Source organism: Thalassococcus halodurans, from assembly GCF_900108225.1.
In the GTDB taxonomy this organism is placed as follows: Bacteria; Pseudomonadota; Alphaproteobacteria; order Rhodobacterales; family Rhodobacteraceae; genus Thalassococcus; species Thalassococcus halodurans.
Genome location: NZ_FNUZ01000001.1, coordinates 854,023 through 874,880, shown reverse-complemented (window position 1 = coordinate 874,880; position 20,858 = coordinate 854,023). Strand labels below are relative to the sequence as shown.

General features: G+C 56.4%; 19 protein-coding genes. 15 read left to right on the top strand and 4 right to left on the bottom strand.

The annotated features are described in order from the left end of the window. The 8 genes from sdhA to C4S59_RS04270 all read left to right on the top strand — a co-directional run bounded on the left by sdhA (position 1) and on the right by C4S59_RS04270 (position 9,625). Positions 1 to 1,806: a succinate dehydrogenase flavoprotein subunit gene (gene sdhA / locus C4S59_RS04310; RefSeq protein WP_103909213.1), complete on the top strand. Its 1,806-nt coding sequence runs from the start codon at positions 1 to 3 to the stop codon at positions 1,804 to 1,806. Next, entirely contained in the window at positions 1,806 to 2,129 is a 324-nt protein-coding gene (locus C4S59_RS04305) for a hypothetical protein (protein WP_103909212.1), read from the top strand. The genes sdhA and C4S59_RS04305 overlap by 1 nt, the downstream gene beginning before the upstream one ends. Beyond that, a complete protein-coding gene (locus C4S59_RS04300) occupies positions 2,126 to 3,076 on the top strand; it encodes a hypothetical protein (protein ID WP_103909211.1) in 951 nt (316 codons plus the stop codon). The genes C4S59_RS04305 and C4S59_RS04300 overlap by 4 nt, the downstream gene beginning before the upstream one ends. A 37-nt stretch (positions 3,077 to 3,113) precedes the next feature. After that, a complete protein-coding gene (locus tag C4S59_RS04295; protein ID WP_103909210.1) occupies positions 3,114 to 3,893 on the top strand; it encodes a succinate dehydrogenase iron-sulfur subunit in 780 nt (259 codons plus the stop codon). A 138-nt stretch (positions 3,894 to 4,031) separates the two neighbouring features. After that, positions 4,032 to 5,444: a cell envelope integrity protein CreD gene (gene creD / locus C4S59_RS04290; protein ID WP_103909209.1), complete on the top strand. Its 1,413-nt coding sequence runs from the start codon at positions 4,032 to 4,034 to the stop codon at positions 5,442 to 5,444. A 54-nt stretch (positions 5,445 to 5,498) separates the two neighbouring features. Continuing rightward, complete coding sequence (locus C4S59_RS04285) at positions 5,499 to 7,142, top strand: FAD-binding dehydrogenase (RefSeq protein WP_103909208.1); 1,644 nt, start codon at positions 5,499 to 5,501, stop codon at positions 7,140 to 7,142. Positions 7,143 to 7,551: 409 nt separating this feature from the next. Beyond that, a complete protein-coding gene (locus C4S59_RS04275; protein ID WP_103909421.1) occupies positions 7,552 to 8,721 on the top strand; it encodes a type III PLP-dependent enzyme in 1,170 nt (389 codons plus the stop codon). Positions 8,722 to 8,788: 67 nt separating this feature from the next. After that, positions 8,789 to 9,625 carry an urea carboxylase-associated family protein gene (locus C4S59_RS04270; RefSeq protein WP_103909206.1) on the top strand — a complete coding sequence of 279 codons (837 nt, stop codon included), beginning with the start codon at positions 8,789 to 8,791 and terminating at the stop codon, positions 9,623 to 9,625. 21 nt (positions 9,626 to 9,646) lie between these two features. Here C4S59_RS04270 and deoD read toward each other — a convergent pair whose 3' ends face one another. From deoD to C4S59_RS04250, 4 genes are all read right to left on the bottom strand, one after another. Next, entirely contained in the window at positions 9,647 to 10,351 is a 705-nt protein-coding gene (gene deoD / locus C4S59_RS04265; RefSeq protein ID WP_103909205.1) for a purine-nucleoside phosphorylase, read from the bottom strand. 1 nt (position 10,352) lies between these two features. Beyond that, entirely contained in the window at positions 10,353 to 10,661 is a 309-nt protein-coding gene (locus C4S59_RS04260; protein WP_103909204.1) for an H-NS histone family protein, read from the bottom strand. Between the two features lie 148 nt (positions 10,662 to 10,809). Then, on the bottom strand, positions 10,810 to 12,789 hold the full coding sequence (locus C4S59_RS04255; protein ID WP_103909203.1) for a protein meaA: 1,980 nt from the start codon (positions 12,787 to 12,789) through the stop codon (positions 10,810 to 10,812). Further along, on the bottom strand, positions 12,782 to 13,117 hold the full coding sequence (locus C4S59_RS04250) for a hypothetical protein (protein ID WP_200813169.1): 336 nt from the start codon (positions 13,115 to 13,117) through the stop codon (positions 12,782 to 12,784). Before C4S59_RS04250 ends, C4S59_RS04255 begins: the two co-directional genes overlap by 8 nt. Before the next feature lie 39 nt (positions 13,118 to 13,156). Here C4S59_RS04250 and C4S59_RS04245 point away from each other — a divergent pair, with 39 nt between their 5' ends. The 7 genes from C4S59_RS04245 to C4S59_RS04210 all read left to right on the top strand — a co-directional run bounded on the left by C4S59_RS04245 (position 13,157) and on the right by C4S59_RS04210 (position 20,814). Next, positions 13,157 to 14,359: a 1-acyl-sn-glycerol-3-phosphate acyltransferase gene (locus tag C4S59_RS04245; protein ID WP_234994669.1), complete on the top strand. Its 1,203-nt coding sequence runs from the start codon at positions 13,157 to 13,159 to the stop codon at positions 14,357 to 14,359. Positions 14,360 to 14,533: 174 nt separating this feature from the next. Further along, on the top strand, positions 14,534 to 15,820 hold the full coding sequence (ccrA, locus tag C4S59_RS04240) for a crotonyl-CoA carboxylase/reductase (protein ID WP_103909200.1): 1,287 nt from the start codon (positions 14,534 to 14,536) through the stop codon (positions 15,818 to 15,820). A gap of 348 nt (positions 15,821 to 16,168) precedes the next feature. Further along, positions 16,169 to 16,897: a helix-turn-helix transcriptional regulator gene (locus tag C4S59_RS04230; RefSeq protein ID WP_234994668.1), complete on the top strand. Its 729-nt coding sequence runs from the start codon at positions 16,169 to 16,171 to the stop codon at positions 16,895 to 16,897. A 69-nt stretch (positions 16,898 to 16,966) separates the two neighbouring features. Further along, on the top strand, positions 16,967 to 17,602 hold the full coding sequence (locus tag C4S59_RS04225; RefSeq protein ID WP_103909197.1) for an acyl-homoserine-lactone synthase: 636 nt from the start codon (positions 16,967 to 16,969) through the stop codon (positions 17,600 to 17,602). A gap of 159 nt (positions 17,603 to 17,761) precedes the next feature. Continuing rightward, positions 17,762 to 18,475 carry an outer membrane beta-barrel protein gene (locus C4S59_RS04220; protein WP_103909196.1) on the top strand — a complete coding sequence of 238 codons (714 nt, stop codon included), beginning with the start codon at positions 17,762 to 17,764 and terminating at the stop codon, positions 18,473 to 18,475. A gap of 75 nt (positions 18,476 to 18,550) precedes the next feature. Then, complete coding sequence (locus tag C4S59_RS04215; protein WP_103909195.1) at positions 18,551 to 20,086, top strand: ATP-dependent DNA helicase; 1,536 nt, start codon at positions 18,551 to 18,553, stop codon at positions 20,084 to 20,086. Beyond that, a complete protein-coding gene (locus C4S59_RS04210) occupies positions 20,083 to 20,814 on the top strand; it encodes an SDR family oxidoreductase (protein WP_103909194.1) in 732 nt (243 codons plus the stop codon). The genes C4S59_RS04215 and C4S59_RS04210 overlap by 4 nt, the downstream gene beginning before the upstream one ends. Positions 20,815 to 20,858 lie beyond the last annotated feature (44 nt).

Below are 20,858 nucleotides of genomic sequence, written 5' to 3'. Positions count from 1 at the left end.
ATGGCTGCATATGAATATGAAACGCATGACTACGACGTTGTTGTGGTTGGTGCGGGTGGCGCAGGTTTGCGCGCAACTCTCGGTATGGCGGAACAGGGCCTTCGCACAGCTTGTGTGACCAAGGTTTTCCCGACCCGTTCGCACACAGTTGCGGCACAGGGTGGTATCGCCGCGTCGCTGTCCAACATGGGCCCCGACAACTGGCAGTGGCACATGTATGACACCGTCAAAGGCTCTGACTGGCTGGGTGACACGGACGCGATGGAATACCTTGCCCGTGAAGCGCCCAAAGCGGTTTACGAACTGGAACACTACGGTGTGCCTTTCTCGCGTACTGAAGAAGGTAAGATTTATCAGCGTCCGTTCGGTGGCCACACCACCGAATTCGGCGAAGGCCCCGCGGTTCAGCGGACATGTGCCGCGGCGGACCGGACCGGTCACGCGATCCTGCACACGCTGTATGGCCAGTCGCTGAAGAACAACGCCGAGTTCTACATCGAATACTTTGCCATCGACTTGCTGATGGACGACGATGGTGCCTGCACCGGTGTTGTCTGCTGGAAGCTGGACGACGGCACAATGCACGTCTTCAACGCCAAGATGGTCGTTCTGGCCACAGGTGGCTACGGTCGTGCGTATTTCAGCGCGACATCCGCACACACCTGTACCGGTGACGGTGGCGGTATGGTGGCCCGTGCCGGTCTGCCCCTGCAGGACATGGAATTCGTTCAGTTCCACCCCACAGGTATCTACGGCGCAGGCTGTCTGATCACCGAAGGTGCACGTGGCGAAGGTGGTTATCTGACCAACTCCGAAGGCGAGCGTTTCATGGAGCGTTATGCGCCCCAGTACAAAGACCTTGCCCCGCGTGACTACGTTTCCCGCTGTATGACAATGGAAATCCGCGAAGGTCGCGGTGTTGGCTCGGGCGGTGATCACATCCACCTGAACCTGTCGCACCTGCCGAAAGAGGCGCTGAACCTGCGTCTGCCGGGTATTTCCGAATCCGCACGCATTTTTGCTGGTGTTGACGTGACCAAGGAACCGATCCCGGTTATCCCGACGGTTCACTACAACATGGGCGGCATTCCGACGAACTACTGGGGCGAGGTTCTGAACCCGACCGCAGAAGATCCGAACGCTGTTGTTCCGGGCCTGATGGCCGTGGGTGAAGCGGGCTGTGCGTCTGTTCACGGTGCGAACCGTCTGGGTTCGAACTCGCTCATCGACCTCGTGGTCTTTGGCCGCGCCGCTGCGATCCGCGCCGGTAAAGTTGTTGACCGCAATGCAGCGACCCGCAAGGTCGATGCTGGCAAGGTCGACAAAGTGTTCGACCGCTTTGACGGCATCCGCAACGCAAACGGCAGTGTCCCGACAGCTGACCTGCGTCTGGAAATGCAGAAGACAATGCAGGCCGACGCCGCCGTCTTCCGTACAGCTAAGACAATGGCCGAAGGCGTTGAGAAGATGACAGCCATTGCGGGCAAAATGGATGACCTGAAGGTGACCGACCGTTCGCTGGTCTGGAACTCGGACCTGATGGAAACGCTGGAACTGACCAACCTGATGCCGAACGCGATGGCAACAATCGTTGGTGCGGAAGCACGTAAGGAAAGCCGTGGCGCCCATGCGCACGAAGATTTCCAGACACGTGACGATGAAAACTGGCGCGTCCACACAATCAGCCGCGTCGAAGGTGCGAAGGTTGATCTGTCGTATCGTCCCGTCGTACTTGATCCGCTCACAGCCGAGGCCGATGGCGGCATCGAACTGAAGCGCATCGCACCCAAGGCACGGACGTTCTAATGCGTTTGGCTGTCGTTCTTTTGGCGATCACGTCTCTGCTGGGCTGCACCACAGCCCAGAAGGACGAGTTTGCCCGGAACGCAGCCAAATCTGCCACGTCCAAGGTTCTGGTAGAGCGCTATCCCGGCCTTCCGCTGGAACCGGCTGTGAACTGCGTGATCGACAACGCCAACTCGACTCAAATCCTGGCGCTGGCAACCGACAGCGTAACAGGCCCCACGGAATCCACGGTGCAAATCGTGTCCGGAATTTTGCAGAAACCTGAAACGGTCCAATGCCTCGGCGTTGCAGCGGGTCAGTTGCTGCTGGGGAGTCGAATTTGAAAGGGATAGTCGAAGAAAAGGGTGATCGGGTAAAGCATATTGCCATCTGCTTTTTTGGAATACCGCGTTCGCTTCGGTTGACCTACCCAAGCATTCAAAAAAATGTAATTGAGCCAGCAAAACTCGTTGGCAACGTTTCGCTTCATGCTCATTACTTCGAGCAGACGAAAATCGATAATCCGCGATCAGGAGAGTTTGGCGAGCTGGATCCTGACGAGAAGCACTGGTTGACATATGAGACGCTGGATGTCGATCAACCCGGGATTCCCCCGGTTACTAATTTATTCGAGGAACTGATCACTTTCGGAGATTCTTGGAAAGACGAAAATCGTTCGATTTCCAATCTTTGCCAACAGCTATTTTCGCTTCGGAAGGTTACTCAACAAGCCTTGGCGTCAAATCCGGATATCGTGGCCTTTGTCCGTCCCGATCTTGTCTACCACGATAGTTTAGCGGACGTTTTCGATGCAGCAGTAAAAGATGAAACGAGCCGAATTTTCACCCCTTACTGGCAGACGGGTCGTGGATTAAATGACAGGTTTTGCGTCACCGTCGGTACACATGCTGCGGAACAATTTGGTTTTAGAATTGATCGAGCGCTCGAGTACTGTAAGCGCGGTCCCAGAAAAATTGGTTCGGAAAGACTAGTTGCTATGGCGATGGAAAACACCCCAATTTCTCCTATTTCGCATCGCGCATCGCGCGTTCGCTTCGATGGTAGCACGCGTGAAGAAAACTTCGATACTCCGTTGTTCTCTAAGTTGAGAAGGAGTTGTAAGAACATTCCACAACCCGGAATCAGGTCGATTGCGCAGCACCTTTTGCGACTGACGCAAGCTATACTTGTTGGCAGACGGTATACGGATATTTGCGCTGCTCAACTGACTTTTGGTCGAACGAAAAAAGTCACTCACTCTTTGGTACACAATGCTGAAGACGTGAGATGAACTTTGTACATGAACAGATGCACTAGAGGGATTCTTCATGGTTCAATTCACACTTCCCAAGAACTCCAAGATCCGCACCGGCAAAACGTGGCCCAAGCCCGAAGGTGCGTCGAACCTGCGGAAATTCCAGATTTACCGCTGGACGCCGGATGACGGTGAAAACCCGCGTGTCGACACGTATTTCGTAGATATGGATACGTGCGGTCCGATGATTTTGGACGCGCTGATCAAGATCAAGAACGAGATCGACCCCACGCTGACCTTCCGCCGCTCGTGCCGCGAAGGTATCTGTGGTTCGTGCGCGATGAACATTGACGGCATCAACACGCTGGCCTGTATCTATGGCATCGACGAGGTAAAGGGTGACGTCAAAATCTACCCGCTGCCGCACATGCCGGTTGTCCGCGACCTGATCCCTGACCTGACGCATTTCTATGCGCAGCACGCGTCGATCATGCCGTGGCTGGAAACCAAAACAAACCGCCCCGCAAAAGAATGGCGCCAGTCGATCGAAGATCGTGAAAAGCTGGATGGTCTGTACGAATGCGTTATGTGCGCATCCTGTTCGACATCCTGCCCGTCCTACTGGTGGAACGGCGACCGTTACCTCGGGCCGGCAGCGCTTCTGCACGCGTATCGCTGGATCATCGACAGCCGTGATGAGGCGACAGGCGAACGTCTGGACGAACTGGAAGATCCGTTCAAACTGTACCGCTGCCACACCATCATGAACTGCGCCAAGACCTGCCCGAAGGGTCTGAACCCCGCCAAGGCGATTGCAGAGATCAAAAAGCTGATGGTCGAACGCCAGCTCTGATCTGATCCGCGATATTATTCTGAACACCCCTGCAAGAAATTGCGGGGGTGTTTTGCTTTCGCCGTCCGAACGGCGGAATACCCTGATTGCTTTCATTCCCGTTTTGCGTGCATGGTCGCTGCATTTGGAGGGGCATTTATGAAGCGCTCATTAGGTTTTAGGTTTTTGATGGTCAGCCTGCTGACCCTGTTGATGTTCATCCCGATGTTTTTCGTGTCGAGCGTCGTGCAGGACCGCAAAGCCTATTCGCGGAATACGCTGATCAATGTGGGTCAGGAATGGGGCGGAGAGCAGGTGATCTCGGGTCCCTACCTGTCCATCCCGGTTGAGGAAACGATCACTGAAATCAGCGCAGAAGCAGTTGTGGATGCCCCGACCGGCGTCGACGTGATCGGGCCTGACGGCAAGCCCCACGTGCGTTCGGTGACGCGCCAAACCAAGGTCAACCGAGAGCCGATCATCGTTTACCCCGACACATTCGAACTGACATTTAAAAGCCAGACGCAAATCCGATATCGCGGTATTTTCAAGGTTCCGGTGTATCAGGCCGATGTCCAGATCGCCTTTGATTTCCCGAAGGACCGGATCGCAGACGCGACCCGTGGCGATGAAGAAATCCAGTGGGACAAAACTGTCATGGTTCTGAACCTGTCCAACAATGCCGCGCTTCGGGGCGATGCAGAGTTGCTGGTGGACGGTACTGAGACCCGGTTAGAGCCAATGGCCCAAACCGACCGCTTTGCAGGCATTCTGGCAGAGGTTGGCGATCCGCGAGCACGTGGCGAATACGCGATGAAGATCGGCCTGAACGGGGCTCAGTCGTTCAAGGTTGGACCCGTCGGGCGGTCGACCACTGTGCGTATGACATCTGATTGGGCCGATCCGGCATTTGTCGGTGGGTTCCTGCCCGATAGCTCTGAAATTACGGATCAAGGATTCACAGCGTCCTGGACCATCCCGCATCTGGCGCGCACCCTGCCGCAAATCACGCGCGAGGATTATTCCCATAACCTGCGCAACAGGATGAGCTTTGGCGTGCAGTTGATCGAGGTGAATGATTTCTACCAAAAATCCTATCGCGCGGCGAAATACGCCATTCTGTTTATTGCGCTGACCTTCTTGTCAGTTCTGCTGATCGAAAAGGGAACCGAGCGTCCTGCCCATCCGGTGCAGTACCTGCTGATTGGCTTGGCGCAATCGATCTTTGTGCTGTTGATGGTCGCCTACGCCGAACAGATGGGCTTTACGCCTGCCTATATCCTTGCCTCGGCCGCGACGATTGGCTTGCTGACGTTCTTTGGCTGGACGGGCCTTGGGTTGGGGCGGCGTAGCTGGGTTTTGTTTGCGTTGTTGGTTGTGCTGTACGCCGTTCTTTACCTGATCCTGTGGTCGGCTGATTTTGCGCTGCTGGCCGGTGCCACGCTGGCCTTCGGGGCGCTGGCGGCGACCATGTACTTTACCCGAAACGAGGACTGGTACGGTCCGGATCGTTCGGCCGGTTTGTTCGCCAGGAAGCCCCAGGACAAGGAGCCTGCCCCAACGGCAGACTAGACAGCCCCCCTTTCCCCCGCGCAGGCTGTGACCATGCCAAGGGGAGAGGGCAGAATGGACGCGGATGTCATTGTCATCGGGGCCGGTCTGGCCGGTTTGGTCGCGGCGGACGAGGCCGCGAACCGCGGGCGCAAGGTTTTGCTTCTGGATCAGGAAGCGCCGCAGTCTTTGGGCGGGCAGGCGTTCTGGTCGCTTGGCGGGTTGTTCATGATTGACACGCCCGAACAACGCCGTATGGGCATCCGTGACAGTCTGGACTTGGCGCGGAATGACTGGATGGGCAGCGCCCAGTTTGACCGCCCCGAGGATGAAAACCCCCGCAAGGTGTCCGAAGCCTATCTGGAGTTCGCAGCAGGTGACATGCGTCCTTGGCTGCGCGGGCTGGGGATGCGTTGGTTCCCCGTGGTTGGTTGGGCGGAACGTGGCGGCGCGTTGGCGCATGGGCACGGCAATTCAGTGCCCCGTTTCCACATCACGTGGGGCACAGGGCCGGGCGTCATCGCGCCGTTCGTTGCGCGTGTCCAAGAGCATGTGAAGGCGGGCCGGATCACTTTAAAACATCGCTATCGCGCGACGGCGTTGGATGTGACCAACGGTGCGGCTACGGGGGTAACGGGCGACGTGCTGCGCGATGACAACGCTGTGCGCGGCGCGTCGACCAACCGCGATATCGTGGGTGGCTTTTCGCTTAAGGCTGGCGCAATTGTGGTCACGTCGGGCGGGATTGGTGGCAACCATGATCTGGTGCGCAAACGCTGGCCAACGGATCGGCTTGGCACACCGCCAGCCAAGATGGTGGCGGGTGTACCGGAGTATGTGGATGGCCAGATGACCGAGGTCGCCAAGGCCGCCGGGGCAGGGGCCATCAACGAAGACCGGATGTGGCATTACACCGAAGGCCTGCAAAACTGGGATCCGATCTGGCCCAATCACGGTATACGTATTCTGCCTGGTCCGTCGTCGCTTTGGTTCGATGCGCTCGGCAACCGGATGGAGGCACCGTTCATGCCCGGCTTTGACACCTTGGGTACGCTGAAGCGCATACTGCAAACGGGCCACGGGCATTCGTGGTTCATCCTGACCCAGAGTATCATCAAAAAAGAATTCGCGCTGTCGGGGTCCGAACAGAACCCCGATCTGACATCGGGCAAGTGGTTGCAGGTGATCAAGGCGCGGCTCGGGGCGAAAGGCGCGCCAGCACCGGTAGAGGCGTTCAAGGAAAACGGCGCCGATTTTGTCGTGGCCGAAACGCTGGACCAACTGGTTGAGGGCATGAACCGGATCACGCCAGATCAGCCGCTGGATGCTGCGCACCTGCGTGGACAGATCGAGGCGCGGGATGCACAGATCGAAAACCCGTTCGCCAAAGACGCGCAGATCACCGCCATCCGACAGGCGCGCGCCTATCGCGGTGATAAACTGATCCGCACGGCCAAGCCGCACCGCATTCTGGATCCCGCCCATGGCCCGTTGATCGCGGTACGCCTGAATATCCTTACGCGTAAATCGCTAGGTGGTTTGCACACCGATCTGAATGCTCAGGTCCTACGCGCCGACGGCACGCCGTTCGACGGGCTTTTCGCAGCCGGAGAGGTGGCAGGTTTCGGCGGAGGCGGCTATCACGGCTACAACGCGCTAGAGGGCACGTTCCTTGGCGGCTGCCTGTTTTCGGGCCGCGCGGCGGGGCGGTCGGTCTAGCATTTATGCAACACACTGCTGAGGTGCCATGCTGGTCGTTCTCGGGCTGATCATAGCCTTTGTCTTGATCGCGGTCTTTTCCAACCGGTCCACGCGACAGTGCCGGTGGCGTGAATTTCGCCATGACACCGGCAGCCGCTGGTCCTGTGTGCAATGCGGGGCGGTCGTCGAAGGAAAGCGCGGGGAAACACCTACGGAATGCCTTAAAAATAAGGGTGAATTTGATCAAAATAAAAATTCATCGTGATGCGAAAAACTTCTTGAAATGAATCAGCAGAGGAACGATATGGCGTTTCAAGACGCCAACGCACGCGCCTCTGTCCCACTGGGCACGCCCACGGTTACGTAGCGACGGTAACGTCTCTGAAAGCACTGGTCGGCTGGAAAGCCGGGTCTATTGGAGATGACCATGAACGCATACGTAGCCGATTTCTCGGCCCCGAAAGATATTTCCCGTTCCCGTGTCGAAGAGTACATCTTCGCGAACAGCTTTGATCGTCCGACACTGGTCATCGACACAGATCGTGTGGCCCGTCAGTTCCGCGCCCTGCGCGCAGGTCTGGGTCAAGCCGATATCCATTATGCGGTCAAAGCAAACCCTGCGCCGGAAATCCTGCACACGCTGGTTGGTCTTGGTTCGCACTTCGATGCTGCGTCCCGCGTGGAAATCGAAATGTGCTTGGCCCAAGGCGCACGCCCCGAGCAGGTGTCCTTTGGCAACACCATCAAAAAAGTATCCGACATCGCATGGGCGCATGAGGTTGGCATCAACCTGTTTGCGGCCGACGCGGAAGAAGAACTGGAAAAGCTGGCCGAGCACGCGCCCGGCGCACAGGTTTACATCCGTCTGATCGTTGAAAACTGTCAGGCAGACTGGCCGCTGACACGCAAGTTCGGCTGCGCCGGTGACAAAGCGCCTGCGCTGTTCGCCTATGCCAAAGAACTGGGCCTGAAGCCTGTTGGCCTGTCCTTCCACGTCGGTTCGCAAACACGCCGCGCCGAAATGTGGGGTGATGTTCTGGATCAGGTTGCCTCTGTCTGGGCGAACCTGAAATCCGAAGGTCACGCGCTGGACCTGCTGAACATCGGCGGTGGTTTCCCTGCGTTCTACGGCCAAGCCATCGACGCACCCGAGGCATATGCCCGTCAGGTCATGGAGATGGTTCAGGCACGCTTTGGCGACGTTGCACGCGTTATGGCAGAGCCGGGCCGCGGTCTGGTTGCAGAAGCAGGTGCAATTGCAGCCGAGGTCGTTCTGGTGTCCAAGAAATCCGAAAACGACCTGCACCGCTGGGTCTATCTGGATATCGGCCGCTTCTCGGGTCTGGCGGAAACAGAAGGCGAAGCTATTCGCTATCAGTTCGCAACTCAGCGTGACCACGAAGCGTTCGCACCGTGTGTTCTGGCTGGTCCGTCCTGCGACTCGGCTGACGTTCTGTATGAACGCCGTCCGGTGGAACTGCCTGTTGGCCTGAAATCCGGCGACAAGGTCGCGATCCGCAACTGCGGTGCTTACACGTCGACCTATGCATCGGTTGGCTTCAACGGCTTCCCGCCGCTGGATGTGGTCGTCATCTGACCTTCTGATCCGGTCTTGAAATTTCGGTGGGATGGTTGTCCTGTGGTGGCTCTGACAGGAGCCACCCGTGACCACCCCACCCGAAGACGCCAACGCCCGCCGCGCGATTAAGCCGGTTATCTGTTATCCCAACACGACCTTGCCCGAAGTGCCCATCGACGAATGGGTTCAGGCGCTTGATGGGGCAGAGGTGATTGAAACCGTGATTGCCGCGCCGCGCGAAGCGGCGTCGTTCACGGTCAAGGCAGGACAGTTTTTCCGTATCAGATCCGTCGATGGTCCGCAGGTGGGTGATTTAAACCTGTGGAACCTGCATGATCTGACCGAACGGTTCTATTCCGGCAAAACCCGCGCGCTGCACGGTACGCATGTCACCACAGGCGACCGGTTGTGGTCGTCTTTTCCTGCTCTGCGCCCCATTGCGACGGTCGTGCAGGATTCGTTGGATTGGTACGGCATTGATGATTTCGGCGGATCGGTTCACGACGTCATCGGAACGCGGTGCGATCCCTACACGGCCAATCTTTTGTCCGGCGATCAGTATCACAATTGCTGCCATTCGAACCTGACACGCGCGTTGGCGGACCACACGGGCCTATCTCTGAAAGACGCCGAACCTTTGGTGCATGACGTGTTGAACGTCTTTATGTGCACCGGGTTTACGCGGGACACCGGGCAATACTTTATGAAGGCAAGCCCTGTACGGCCGGGTGATACTTTGACGTTTCTGGCCGAGATTGACCTGTTAGGCGCGATTAGCGCCTGCCCCGGTGGGGATTGTTCGTCCGAGCATAGTTCAGACGCAGCGGCCTGCTATCCGTTGGCGATTGATATACTCAGCGGGACTATCGAGAACTGGAAGGAACCGCCCGTAAATTCGTATGATCGAAGCCACGGGCGATAAAATCAGCGTTTTCCGGATGGTTTAGGTGAAAGCCGCCTCAAGCGCGATTTCCACCATATCGCCAAAGCTTTTCTCGCGGTCCTCTGAGGGAAGCGCTTCGCCGGTTAATAGGTGGTCAGACACGGTCAGAACAGCGAGCGCGCGAACACCATAGCGGGCGGCAAGGTTATAAAGCTCGGCGGCTTCCATTTCGACGCCCAGAATCCCGTGGCGGGTCATTTCTTTATTCAGATCGGGGCGTTCATCGTAAAAAACGTCCGAGGAATAAATACTGCCGACATGGTAGTTCGATTTACGTGTTTCTGCGGCGGCCACAGCATTCTTCAACAAAGTCCAATCCGCAGGCGGTGCGAAATTGAATTCTTTGAAAATGCCAGAAGACGGTGTCGAAATTGAGGAGGCTGTCATTGCCAGAATGATATCGCGGATTTTCACCTTGTCCTGCATTCCGCCGCAAGACCCGATCCTGATCAACGTCTTTGCGTTGTAGTCGCGAATCAGTTCATTCGCATAAATCGACAGCGAAGGCATACCCATGCCCGACCCGTGGATCGTAACACGATTGCCCTTCCATTCGCCCGTATAGGCAAGCATTCCGCGCACTTCGTTCACAAGTTGCGGATTTTCCAAGAAAGTCTCGGCTGCCCATTTTGCGCGATAGGGATCTCCGGGCAACAGAACGGTTTCTGCTATGTCGCCCGGCGCAGCGCCGATATGCACAGTCATCTTACAGAGCGAGATCGTCGAGCGATTTACCCGCTTCCAACGCTTCGATCACCCAGTTGGGTTTGCGACCGCGTCCTGTCCAGGTCTGGCTTGCGTCAGCAGGGTTTGCGTATTTCGCAACACCTTTTACAGACTTGCCATCTGCGCCGACCAAATCATCCAATGAGAAACCGTATTCTTTCGCCGCAGTTTCTGCAGCACGTTTCGCTTCGGCTTTACGACGTTTATCGATCGTTTTTAATGCGCGTTCGACATCGGTTTTAAGCTTTTGTAATTCCTGTTTGGACAGGGATTCCAAGTCAATATCCATAAATGCCTCCATTTCCCCCGCCAAAATTCGGAAAGATTGGGTGAAATGCAAGGTCAAATACAAACTGATTTCGTGTCAAATGCAAAAATTATGTGTCACCCCCGCACCTTTAAGTTGCAGGGGTGAATTATGTGGACCGTAAAGGTGATTATTCGGCTGCGATAGACTTCGGATCAACCAGCGTGACGATATCCATCATGATAGTGTTCAATTCGAAATCTTTGGGTGTGTAGACCTTTGCAACGCCCATTTCGAGGAGACGTTTTGCATCTTCATCCGGAATAATGCCGCCGACAATTACCGGAATGTGGCCAAGACCCGCATCGCGCATTTGCGCCATCATATCTTCGACCAGCGGAATGTGGCTACCGGACAGAATGGACAGGCCAACGACATGCACTTCGTTTTCCTGCGCCGCGCGGACCAATTCGGTCGGTGTCAGACGAATGCCTTCGTAATCGATTTCCATTCCGCAATCGCGGGCACGGAAGGCGATTTGTTCAGCGCCATTCGAATGACCGTCCAAACCAGGTTTGCCGACAAGGAAACGCATGCGGCGGCCCAATTTATCCGAAACTGCGTTTACCGCATCACGGATATCGTCCAGGCCTTCGGTTTTGTTGGAAACGGATTTTGAAACGCCGGTCGGGCCACGGTATTCGCCGTAAATCTTGCGCATCTCGCCTGCCCATTCACCGGTGGTGACACCTGCTTTGGCTGCAGCGATAGACGCCTCCATCACGTTCTGGCCGTTGGACGCCGCTTCGCGCAGGCCGGCCAGTGCCGCTTCGACAGCCGCGCTGTCGCGTTCGTCGCGCCATTCGTTCAGGCGGGCGATCTGTTCCTGCTCAACAGCCGGATCGACCACCATGATACCGCCGTCTTCGCCAACCAGAGGCGATGCTTCGCCTTCGGTCCAGCGGTTTACGCCCACAACGACAGTTTCCTGCTTTTCGATGCGGTTCAGGCGGTCTGCGTTGGAATCAACCAGACGGGATTTCATGTATTCAATCGATTCAATCGCGCCGCCCATGGAGCCAAGGTTGGCCAACTCGGCGCGTGCGCCTTCTTTCAGCTCGGCCACTTTACGGTCAACGGCGGGGTTGTTGTCGAACAGATCGTCGTATTCCAGCAGGTCGGTTTCATACGCCATGATTTGCTGCATGCGCATAGACCACTGCTGGTCCCACGGGCGCGGCAGACCCAGTGCTTCGTTCCATGCCGGAAGCTGGACAGCACGGGCGCGGGCCTTTTTCGACAGGGTCACGGCCAGCATTTCGATCAGGATACGATAGACGTTGTTTTCAGGCTGCTGTTCAGTCAGGCCGAGCGAGTTCACCTGTACGCCGTAGCGGAAACGGCGGAATTTCGGGTCTTCGACGCCATAACGTTCCTGCAGGATTTCATCCCACAGATCGACGAACGCGCGCATTTTGCACATCTCGGTGACAAAGCGGATGCCAGCGTTCACAAAGAAGGAAATACGGCCCGCAAGGCGTGGGAAATCTTCTGCGGGTACGCGCGGTTTCAATTCGTCCAGAACGGCAATGGCGGTGGCCAAGGCAAAGGCCAGTTCCTGTTCCGGTGTCGCGCCAGCCTCTTGCAGGTGGTACGAGCAGACGTTCATCGGGTTCCACTTGGGAACGTTTTTATAGCAGTACTCGGCCACGTCGCCGATCATCTTAAGTGACGGTTTCGGCGGGCAAATATAGGTGCCGCGCGACAGGTATTCCTTAATCAGGTCGTTCTGAACCGTGCCTTGCAGCTTGGACACGTCCGCGCCCTGTTCTTCGGCCACAGCGATATAGAGCGCGAGCAGCCACGGGGCTGTCGCGTTGATCGTCATCGAGGTGTTCATCTGTTCCAGCGGGATCTGGTCGAACAGGGTGCGCATGTCGCCCAGATGGCAGACAGGCACGCCTACTTTACCGACTTCGCCACGCGCCAGAATGTGGTCGCTGTCATAGCCTGTCTGTGTCGGCAGATCGAAGGCCACCGAAAGGCCGGTCTGACCCTTGGCAAGGTTGCCGCGATACAGCGCGTTGGATGCCTTTGCAGTCGAATGACCAGCATAGGTACGGATCAGCCAAGGTTTGTCTTTGGTCTGAGCGGCGGGCGTGTCAGTCATAGGGCACCTTTAGGACGTGAATCGGGTCAGCAACAAAATTGCGCACAATCGTGGATATTCGAAAGAATGTGGCGGTGTCAATTCGCTGCATCGCGGCAAGTTGGGGTTTTTTGCCGCAGAGCAGCGCCGACCAGAATAGTTTCGGGTTTAACTGCCCCAAAGGCAATTCGCCTTTCGGCGGTATTTTCGGAAATGCCGTTCCGTCTTTATAGGTCTTGTCCGGTATTTCGGGCGCTGCCAAGGTTCCGGCATGACAGATCCTGTTACGATTCCTTTTTGGCTCTTTTTTCTGATCGTTGTTTTTGCCGGGGTGACGTTTGCCTCTCATTTCCTGTTCCCATCGGTGCGCTGGTTTTTCCGGCGCCGAATGGAGCGCGTTGTTGCGCGGCTGAATGAACGGCTTGAGACACCGATCCAGCCGTTCAAACTGACGCGCCGCTATGACCTGATCCAGCGCTTGCTTTATGATCCTGCGGTCAACCGTGCGATCCTTGAGTATGCTGACGAGGAAGGCGTGCGTGAGGACGTGGCCTTTGAAAAGGCCCGCAGCTATGCCCGTGAAATCGTGCCAGCCTTTTCAGCCAGCGCCTATTTCGGAGTGGCGATCCGTGCGGCGCGGGCGTTGTCGCATTTTCTGTATGACGTCGAAGTCAGCTATCGGGACGAAAGTCATCTGCGTGATGTGAACCGCGATGCCACCGTGGTTTTTGTCATGAACCACCGGTCGAACATGGATTATGTGTTGATGACCTATCTGGCCGCGGATCGTTCGGCTTTGTCCTATGCGGTGGGGGAATGGGCGCGGATCTGGCCGCTTTCGGGGTTGATCCGCGCGATGGGTGCCTACTTTATCCGGCGCAAGTCGCGCACGGCTTTGTATCGCAAGGTGCTGGAACGGTACGTGCAACTGGCGATCGAAGGGGGCGTTGCGCAAGGCATCTATCCCGAAGGCGGCCTGTCACTGGATGGCAAACTGGCCCCGCCGAAGCTTGGTCTGCTCAAGTACATCAGCGAAGGGGCTCGCGAAACGGGAACGCCCGTCGTCTTTGTGCCGGTCGCTTTGAACTATGATCGGGTGCTTGAAGATACGATTCTGATCAATGCTGCATCCGAAGGCCACCGCCGGTTCCGGTCGTCTGTCTTTAAGGGACTTGGATTCGTGGTGAATCAGGTCTGGCTGAAATTGACTGGCCGTTACAAAAGGTTCGGCCGTGTGGCCGTGCGTTTCGGCGATCCTTTGGCGTTGAATACCTGTCCGGACAAATCGGTCGAAGACCTGAGCGCGCTTTTGATGGATCGCATAAAAGAGGCACTGCCCGTCCTTCCGGTGCCGTTTGTGTGCCAGCAACTTCTGAAATCCGAAATACTGACGGAAGACGAACTGATCCAAGCGGCTGAGATGCAGCTTGGGTCGCAGCTGGGCAACGTTGCGTCATTTGTTCGCGGCGGGATTGAAATATTATTGCGTCGAAAAGTGATCGCCTCCACCGAAAACGGCTATTTGATCGAACCTGATAAGGTGCAACTTGCTGAATTTTATGGAAATTCCATCCCGATAAGTGATGGTTGAAGTTGCCGGGGCGTTTGCGGTCGCAGCATAAATTTCTGCATCCGCGGGGTCATAAAATTACAATATAGCCTTAAATCTTGTTGAAATGTTGCGCGGCGGTCGATATTTCCCCTGTATCAGCTGCGATTCTGCATCGCGGCATATGTGGACATAACCAACTAGACGGAGGTTCCTATGGCTCTGGATACGCAAACCAGCATCGCGGACTACGACGCGCCGGAAAAAGATCTGTACGAAATCGGCGAAATGCCCCCGCTCGGCTACGTGCCGAAAAAGATGTACGCATGGGCCATCCGTCGCGAACGCCATGGCGACCCCAAGACAAGCTTCCAGGTAGAAGTTGTCGACACATGGAAGCTGGACAGCCACGAAGTGCTGGTTCTGGTTATGGCCGCTGGCGTTAACTACAACGGCGTCTGGGCCGGCCGCGGTGTTCCGATCAGCCCCTTCGACGTGCACGGTCAAGATTACCACATCGCTGGTTCCGACGCGTCCGGCATCGTTTGGGCCGTAGGTGACAAGGTCAAGAACTGGAAGGTTGGCGACGAGGTTGTCATCCACTGTAACCAGGATGATGGCGACGACGAACATTGTAACGGCGGCGACCCGATGTTCTCTGATTCCCAGCGTATCTGGGGCTACGAGACTGGCGACGGTTCCTTTGCTCAGTTCACCAAAGTTCAGGCGCAGCAGCTGATGCCGCGTCCCAAGCACCTGACTTGGGAAGAGTCCGCCTGCTACACGCTGACACTGGCAACAGCATACCGCATGCTGTTCGGTCACCACCCGCACGAACTGAAGCCGGGTCAGAACGTTCTGGTTTGGGGTGCGTCCGGTGGTCTGGGTTCCTATGCGATCCAGCTGGCGAACACAGTTGGCGCGAACGCGATCGGCGTGATTTCGGACGAAAGCAAGCGTCAGTTCGTTATGGATCAGGGCGCCAAGGGCGTTATCAACCGTAAGGACTTTGACTGCTGGGGTCAGCTGCCCACAGTGAACAGCCCCGAATATAACACGTGGCTGAAAGAAGCCCGTAAGTTCGGCAAAGCGATCTGGGAAATCACCGGCAAAGGCAACAACGTTGACATGGTGTTCGAACACCCCGGCGAAGCAACCTTCCCGGTGTCTACTCTGGTCGTGAAAAAGGGCGGTATGGTTGTGATCTGCGCGGGTACATCCGGCTTTAACTGTACCTTCGACGTTCGCTACATGTGGATGCACCAGAAGCGTCTTCAGGGTTCGCACTTTGCCAACCTGATGCAGGCCGCTTCGGCAAACCGCCTGATGTGCGAGCGCCGTCTGGACCCCTGCATGTCCGAAGTTTTCCCGTGGGCCGAAATTCCGGATGCGCACATGAAGATGATGAACAACGAACACAAGCCGGGCAACATGGCCGTTCTTGTTCAGGCTCCGAAGACAGGTCTTCGCACGTTTGAAGAAGCTCTCGAGGCTCGCTCGTAAGTCAGCGCTCTCCCCGTCTGACACGACAGCCCCCGTCACCCATCAAGGTGGCGGGGGCTTTTTTCTGTTTTTTTACTTTTCAAAGGTAAGGAAATCGCAGTCCCGCTATTTCTGGGGGGATAGAATTCGCGAATTATGTGATTTTTCGGTTCGTGTTATAGTTGTTATTAACGAACTGTTAACTAATTGGGGATGACTCTTTCATGAAGAATGATTGGATAATTGACGTTCTCACGGACCTGCAAACGTTCGCACGAACCAACGCCCTTCAGTTGCTGGCAGAGCAGCTGGAAGACGCGAAAATGGTTGCGCATGTCGAAATGGCGTCAAAGGGAAAAGGGACCCACAGTGGGCCACGCAGTACTGACGCCATTTTCGGATACAACCCTGTCGAGGTTGGAACTAGCCGCCTCGGCTGAGGATCTGCAATCAATCATCGAAACTTTGCGCGACCAATTCGGGGTCGACCACATCGTTTATCACTGGGTGAATTCCAACGGTGAACAATACGGTGTCGGCACCTACAGCGAAGATTGGGTGTCGCGCTATCTTCAGAAAAACTACCTGCGCATTGATCCGGTGGTGCAGGGGTGTTCGCAACGGTTTCATCCGACCGACTGGAAGCAACTGGATTGGTCATCCAAGGCCGCGCGATCCTTTTATCGCGATGCTGTTGAACACGGGATCGGCAATCAGGGCTTTTCCATTCCGATCCGTGGCCCGAACGGCCAGTTTGCGGTTTTCACGCTTAGCCACAATTGCAGCGATACAGAATGGTCCGATTTCACCGAACAATACCGGCGTGACCTGATCCTGATCGCGCATTTCTTTAACCAGTCCGCATTAACGCTCGAACCCGACAGGCAGCCAGAGGCCGTGCCAAACCTGTCGCCACGGGAAACCGATGTTTTGACACTGTTGGCCACGGGCCATTCCCGCAGTCAGGTGGCGAACACCCTTCAGATTTCCGAGCACACCTTACGTGCCTACATCGAAAGCGCGCGGTTCAAATTGCGCGCCTTGAACACGACCCATGCGGTTGCGCGTGCGTTGCATCGTGGACTGATCGTTATCTGACCGTTCGGTCGCGTTAACCCTTATTAGTCTCTGCATATCAGCCTGCATTCATCCAACGGGAGAACGCAGATGATACGATTTCTATACGCAGACCAACTTGCAGATTATCCGAAGCTTCTGGCGACCATGTTCAAGGATCGCGCCGACCAGTTTCACACCCGCCTTGGCTGGGAAGTGACGGTCGATGAAAACGGCGAAGAGCGCGATGAATACGACGATCTGAACCCGCTCTATGTAATCTGGGAACGCCCCGACGGAACGCACGGTGGCTCCATGCGTCTGCTGCCAACGACGGGCCGGACGATGGTGAACGAACATTTCACCGACATCATCGGCGGCGGCACGATCGAAAGCCCCCTGATTTGGGAATGTACGCGGTTCTGCCTAGCGCGCGAAACCTGTCCGGGCACAGCGGCCGCGCTGATGCTGGCAGGCGGCGAGATCATGAAAAACATGAACGTCAGCCACTATGTCGGCGTGTTCGACGCCCGCATGGTCCGCATCTACAAACGCATCGGATCATCGCCCGAGGTTTTGGGCAGCATGGGTGAAGGTCGCAGCCGGATTAGCGTTGGATTGTGGGAGTTCACGCCCGAGGCGCAGGCAAAGGTGGCGGCAAGCGCAGGGATTTCGCCCTATACGATTCGTAAATGGTTCGAACATTCGTTCGGCTCGGCGCCTACAGCTTTGCGGATGGTCGGGTGATCGGTTTCACATCCATAGATTGCCGCATCGTAAATATGTCGGTGCGGTAATGATAAAACTGCTTATCTTTAGTTTGCGAATGGGGATGCGTACTGCGCCGGTAAAACGGAATTGGTATGATTTTTAAGGGGCTTATCTGGCTTTTAAGGATGCTTACCAATGAAATCGGTTCTCGGAATTTCCGTCGCGGCACTGATCGCAGGTTCGACTGCAGCTTTTGCTGAAGGTCTGAATTTCTCCAATATGTATGCGGGCTTGGCGCTTGGCTCGGCGACGAGTTCGGTGGAAAGCGGTGGCTTCAATATTGAAGGCGGTTTCAAAAACGAAAATTGTGAGACCGCAGGTATTTGCTCCAACAAAGACAGCCGTACAACGGGCAGCCTGACTTTTGGCTTGTCAGAAGTCGCGCGTTTGTCTGAACGCAATACAGTTCGCGTCGAATTTGAATTGACCAAATACAACGACGCCGATTTCGTAACCGGCAGCTTCCCGGGCGGCCCTAACCCGGAATTCTTCTATGATTTGGCGATTGAAAACCAAAAAGCGGCCTTCCTGAACGCCTATGTCGATTTTCAGGCAACAGACCAAATTACCCTTTTCGGCGGTTTAGGCTTCGGTACGACACAGTATGAAGTTTCCGTGGATGATGGGGTGGTCAATGGCTCCAAAGATGTGCGCAATTCGGCCTATAACGTGGGCGTTGGCGTAAGCTATGCCGTAAACCAGCGTTTCGAACTGTATTCGCAAGCGCGCTACGTTGATTTTGGTAAGGCTGACGTGGATATCGAAAACTTCTTTGGCGGTGATGCTGGCAACTACACTCTGATCCTGAAAGGGACAGAATTCCGCACAGGTCTGCGCATCAACTTCTGATAAAAAACAGCCGGAGCAGCGATTGTTCCGGCTGTCCTACTGGCGGCGCTGAATCCCAGCGGATAGGGTGCCGCCATGACACTGACTTCCGTATCCTTTTCCGACGATCAGGCAGATGCCTATGATGCCATCGCAGCCATGCTGCGGGGGGCGGGTATTGATCTGGTCGACGGCATGGTTCTGCCTGCGCCCGAGGGCAAGAACCAGATCCGCGCGATTATGGGAAAGGCCGGATCGGGTAAGACGCTTTTGCTGGCAGAGCTGTACAAGGCGCTTGAGGCGACAGGGATCGAGGTCGTGTCGGGCGATTACGAAAGCCGCCGCCGCAAGGAAAAGCGCACACTGGCCATTCTGGCCCCAACCAACAAGGCGGCAAGTGTTTTGCGCATGCGCGGCGTGCCCGCGACAACGATCCACCGCATTCTCTACACGCCCGTGTATGACCCCGAATACGAACGCATCGCCGAATGGCTGATGGGCAATGACGAACGCCCTGAACTGGAAGAGCTTTCGGACGAGGCGCTGGAGCGCGCCAAGGCGTCTTATGAACTGCACAAATCGGTGCCTGCTGCATTGGCGGCTGCCGGTCTGCGGGGTTCTGATTTCATCACCGGCTGGAAGCGGCGCGAAGACCCGTTGGACATCGGCTTTATCGACGAAGCATCGATGCTGGATGACCGGCAGTTCGACGATTTGCGTGATATCTTTCCAAACCTTGTTCTGTTCGGTGATCCGGCCCAGTTGGCGCCGGTTAATCAGTCGGGCACGATGGTGTTCGACAAACTGGCGGATGTTCAGAAGACCGAGTTAAAGCGCATCCACCGGCAGGATGCCGATAACCCGATCCTTGATCTGGCCCATGCTTTGGCCGATCCGCAGTTGAGTTTCGAAGATTTCGAACGGATGGTCGAAGACACCGCCCGCAAGGACGATCGCGTTGTCTGGGGCCAGAGGGTCGAGGTTGATCTAATGGCCCGCTCTCCGGTGCTGGTCTGGCGCAACGCCACGCGCATTCGCCTGATCAATGCGTTCCGGTCGGTCTATGGTGCGCCTGAAACCGAACTGCTGGAAGGCGAGCCACTGATCTGCGACGGCATCGAACTGCCCCTGAAGCATCGCAAAAAGCGACTGGATCTTGAGGCCCGCGGCCTGATCAAGGGTGCGCAGGTCGTCTACCTCGGGCCTGGTCGCAAGCCGGGATTTTCGCGATTGCATGTGATGGGCGCAGAAGACCCGCAAGTTTCCGCCGCCTCGATCGTGAAGATCGAAAAACCTGATGAAGAAGAACCGTTTATTCCCTACGCTGCCCGTATGGGGGCCACGTTTTTGCACGGGGCAGCCGTGACGATCCACAAGGCGCAAGGGTCACAGTGGGAAGAGGTGCAGGTGTTTGCGCCCGACCTCTATGCCGCCGCCCGCATGGGGCGGGCAGAAGCAGGTCAGCCATTGTGGAAACGTCTGGCGTATGTGGCAATCACGCGGGCCTCGGGGCGGCTTTATTGGGTGGTGCGCAACAGGCTGTCGCGCCCGTCCCAAGGTCTGAGTGTCGATGATTTGCGCGGTGCTCCAGCAGCGGCACTGACGCTTGAGCAGGAAACTGATTTGATATGACAAAATCCATTCTCGTGACGGGGGCAAGTTCCGGTATCGGGCGCGCGGTGGCTGAACATTTTCTGGCTCAGGGATGGGTTGTCGGGCTCTTGGCGCGGCGCGAGGAAGAACTGGAAAAAGTGGCGCGCGGTCGGGACAATGCGGTCGTCTTGCCTGCGGACGTCACCGATGCCCGCGCTATTCATCTGAAATTCGGCACCTTCGCCCGAAGCGCTGGGCGTTTCGATGTTCTGTTTAACAACGCTGGTCTGTTCGGCCCTGCCGCACCGATCGACGAAGTGTCACTGGATGACTGGGATCAGGTGCTGCGCGTGAATCTACACGGCATGTTCGTCTGCGCGCGTGAGGCGTTCGGTCTGATGCGGGCGCAATCGCCAATGGGGGGACGGATCATTAACAACGGGTCGATTTCGGCCCATGTGCCGCGCGAAAATTCGGTCTGCTACACCACGACCAAACACGCGATCACGGGCCTGACAAAATCCCTGAGTCTGGATGGACGCGAATACAACATTGCTTGCGGTCAGATTGACATCGGCAATGCGCGCACCGATCTGCTGGAAGGGATCATTGAAACCAACCGTGCCAAGGGCATTGCCGAACCTGCCACGATGGACGTGGCCGAAGCGGTGAAATCCGTGGCGTTGATGGCGGACCTGCCCCTGAATGCCAACGTTCAGTTTATGACCGTGATGGCAACCAAGATGCCCTATATCGGCCGCGGCTAAGGCCCCGTGGGCGGGATGCCTCCGGCGGAGGTATTTGTGGACAG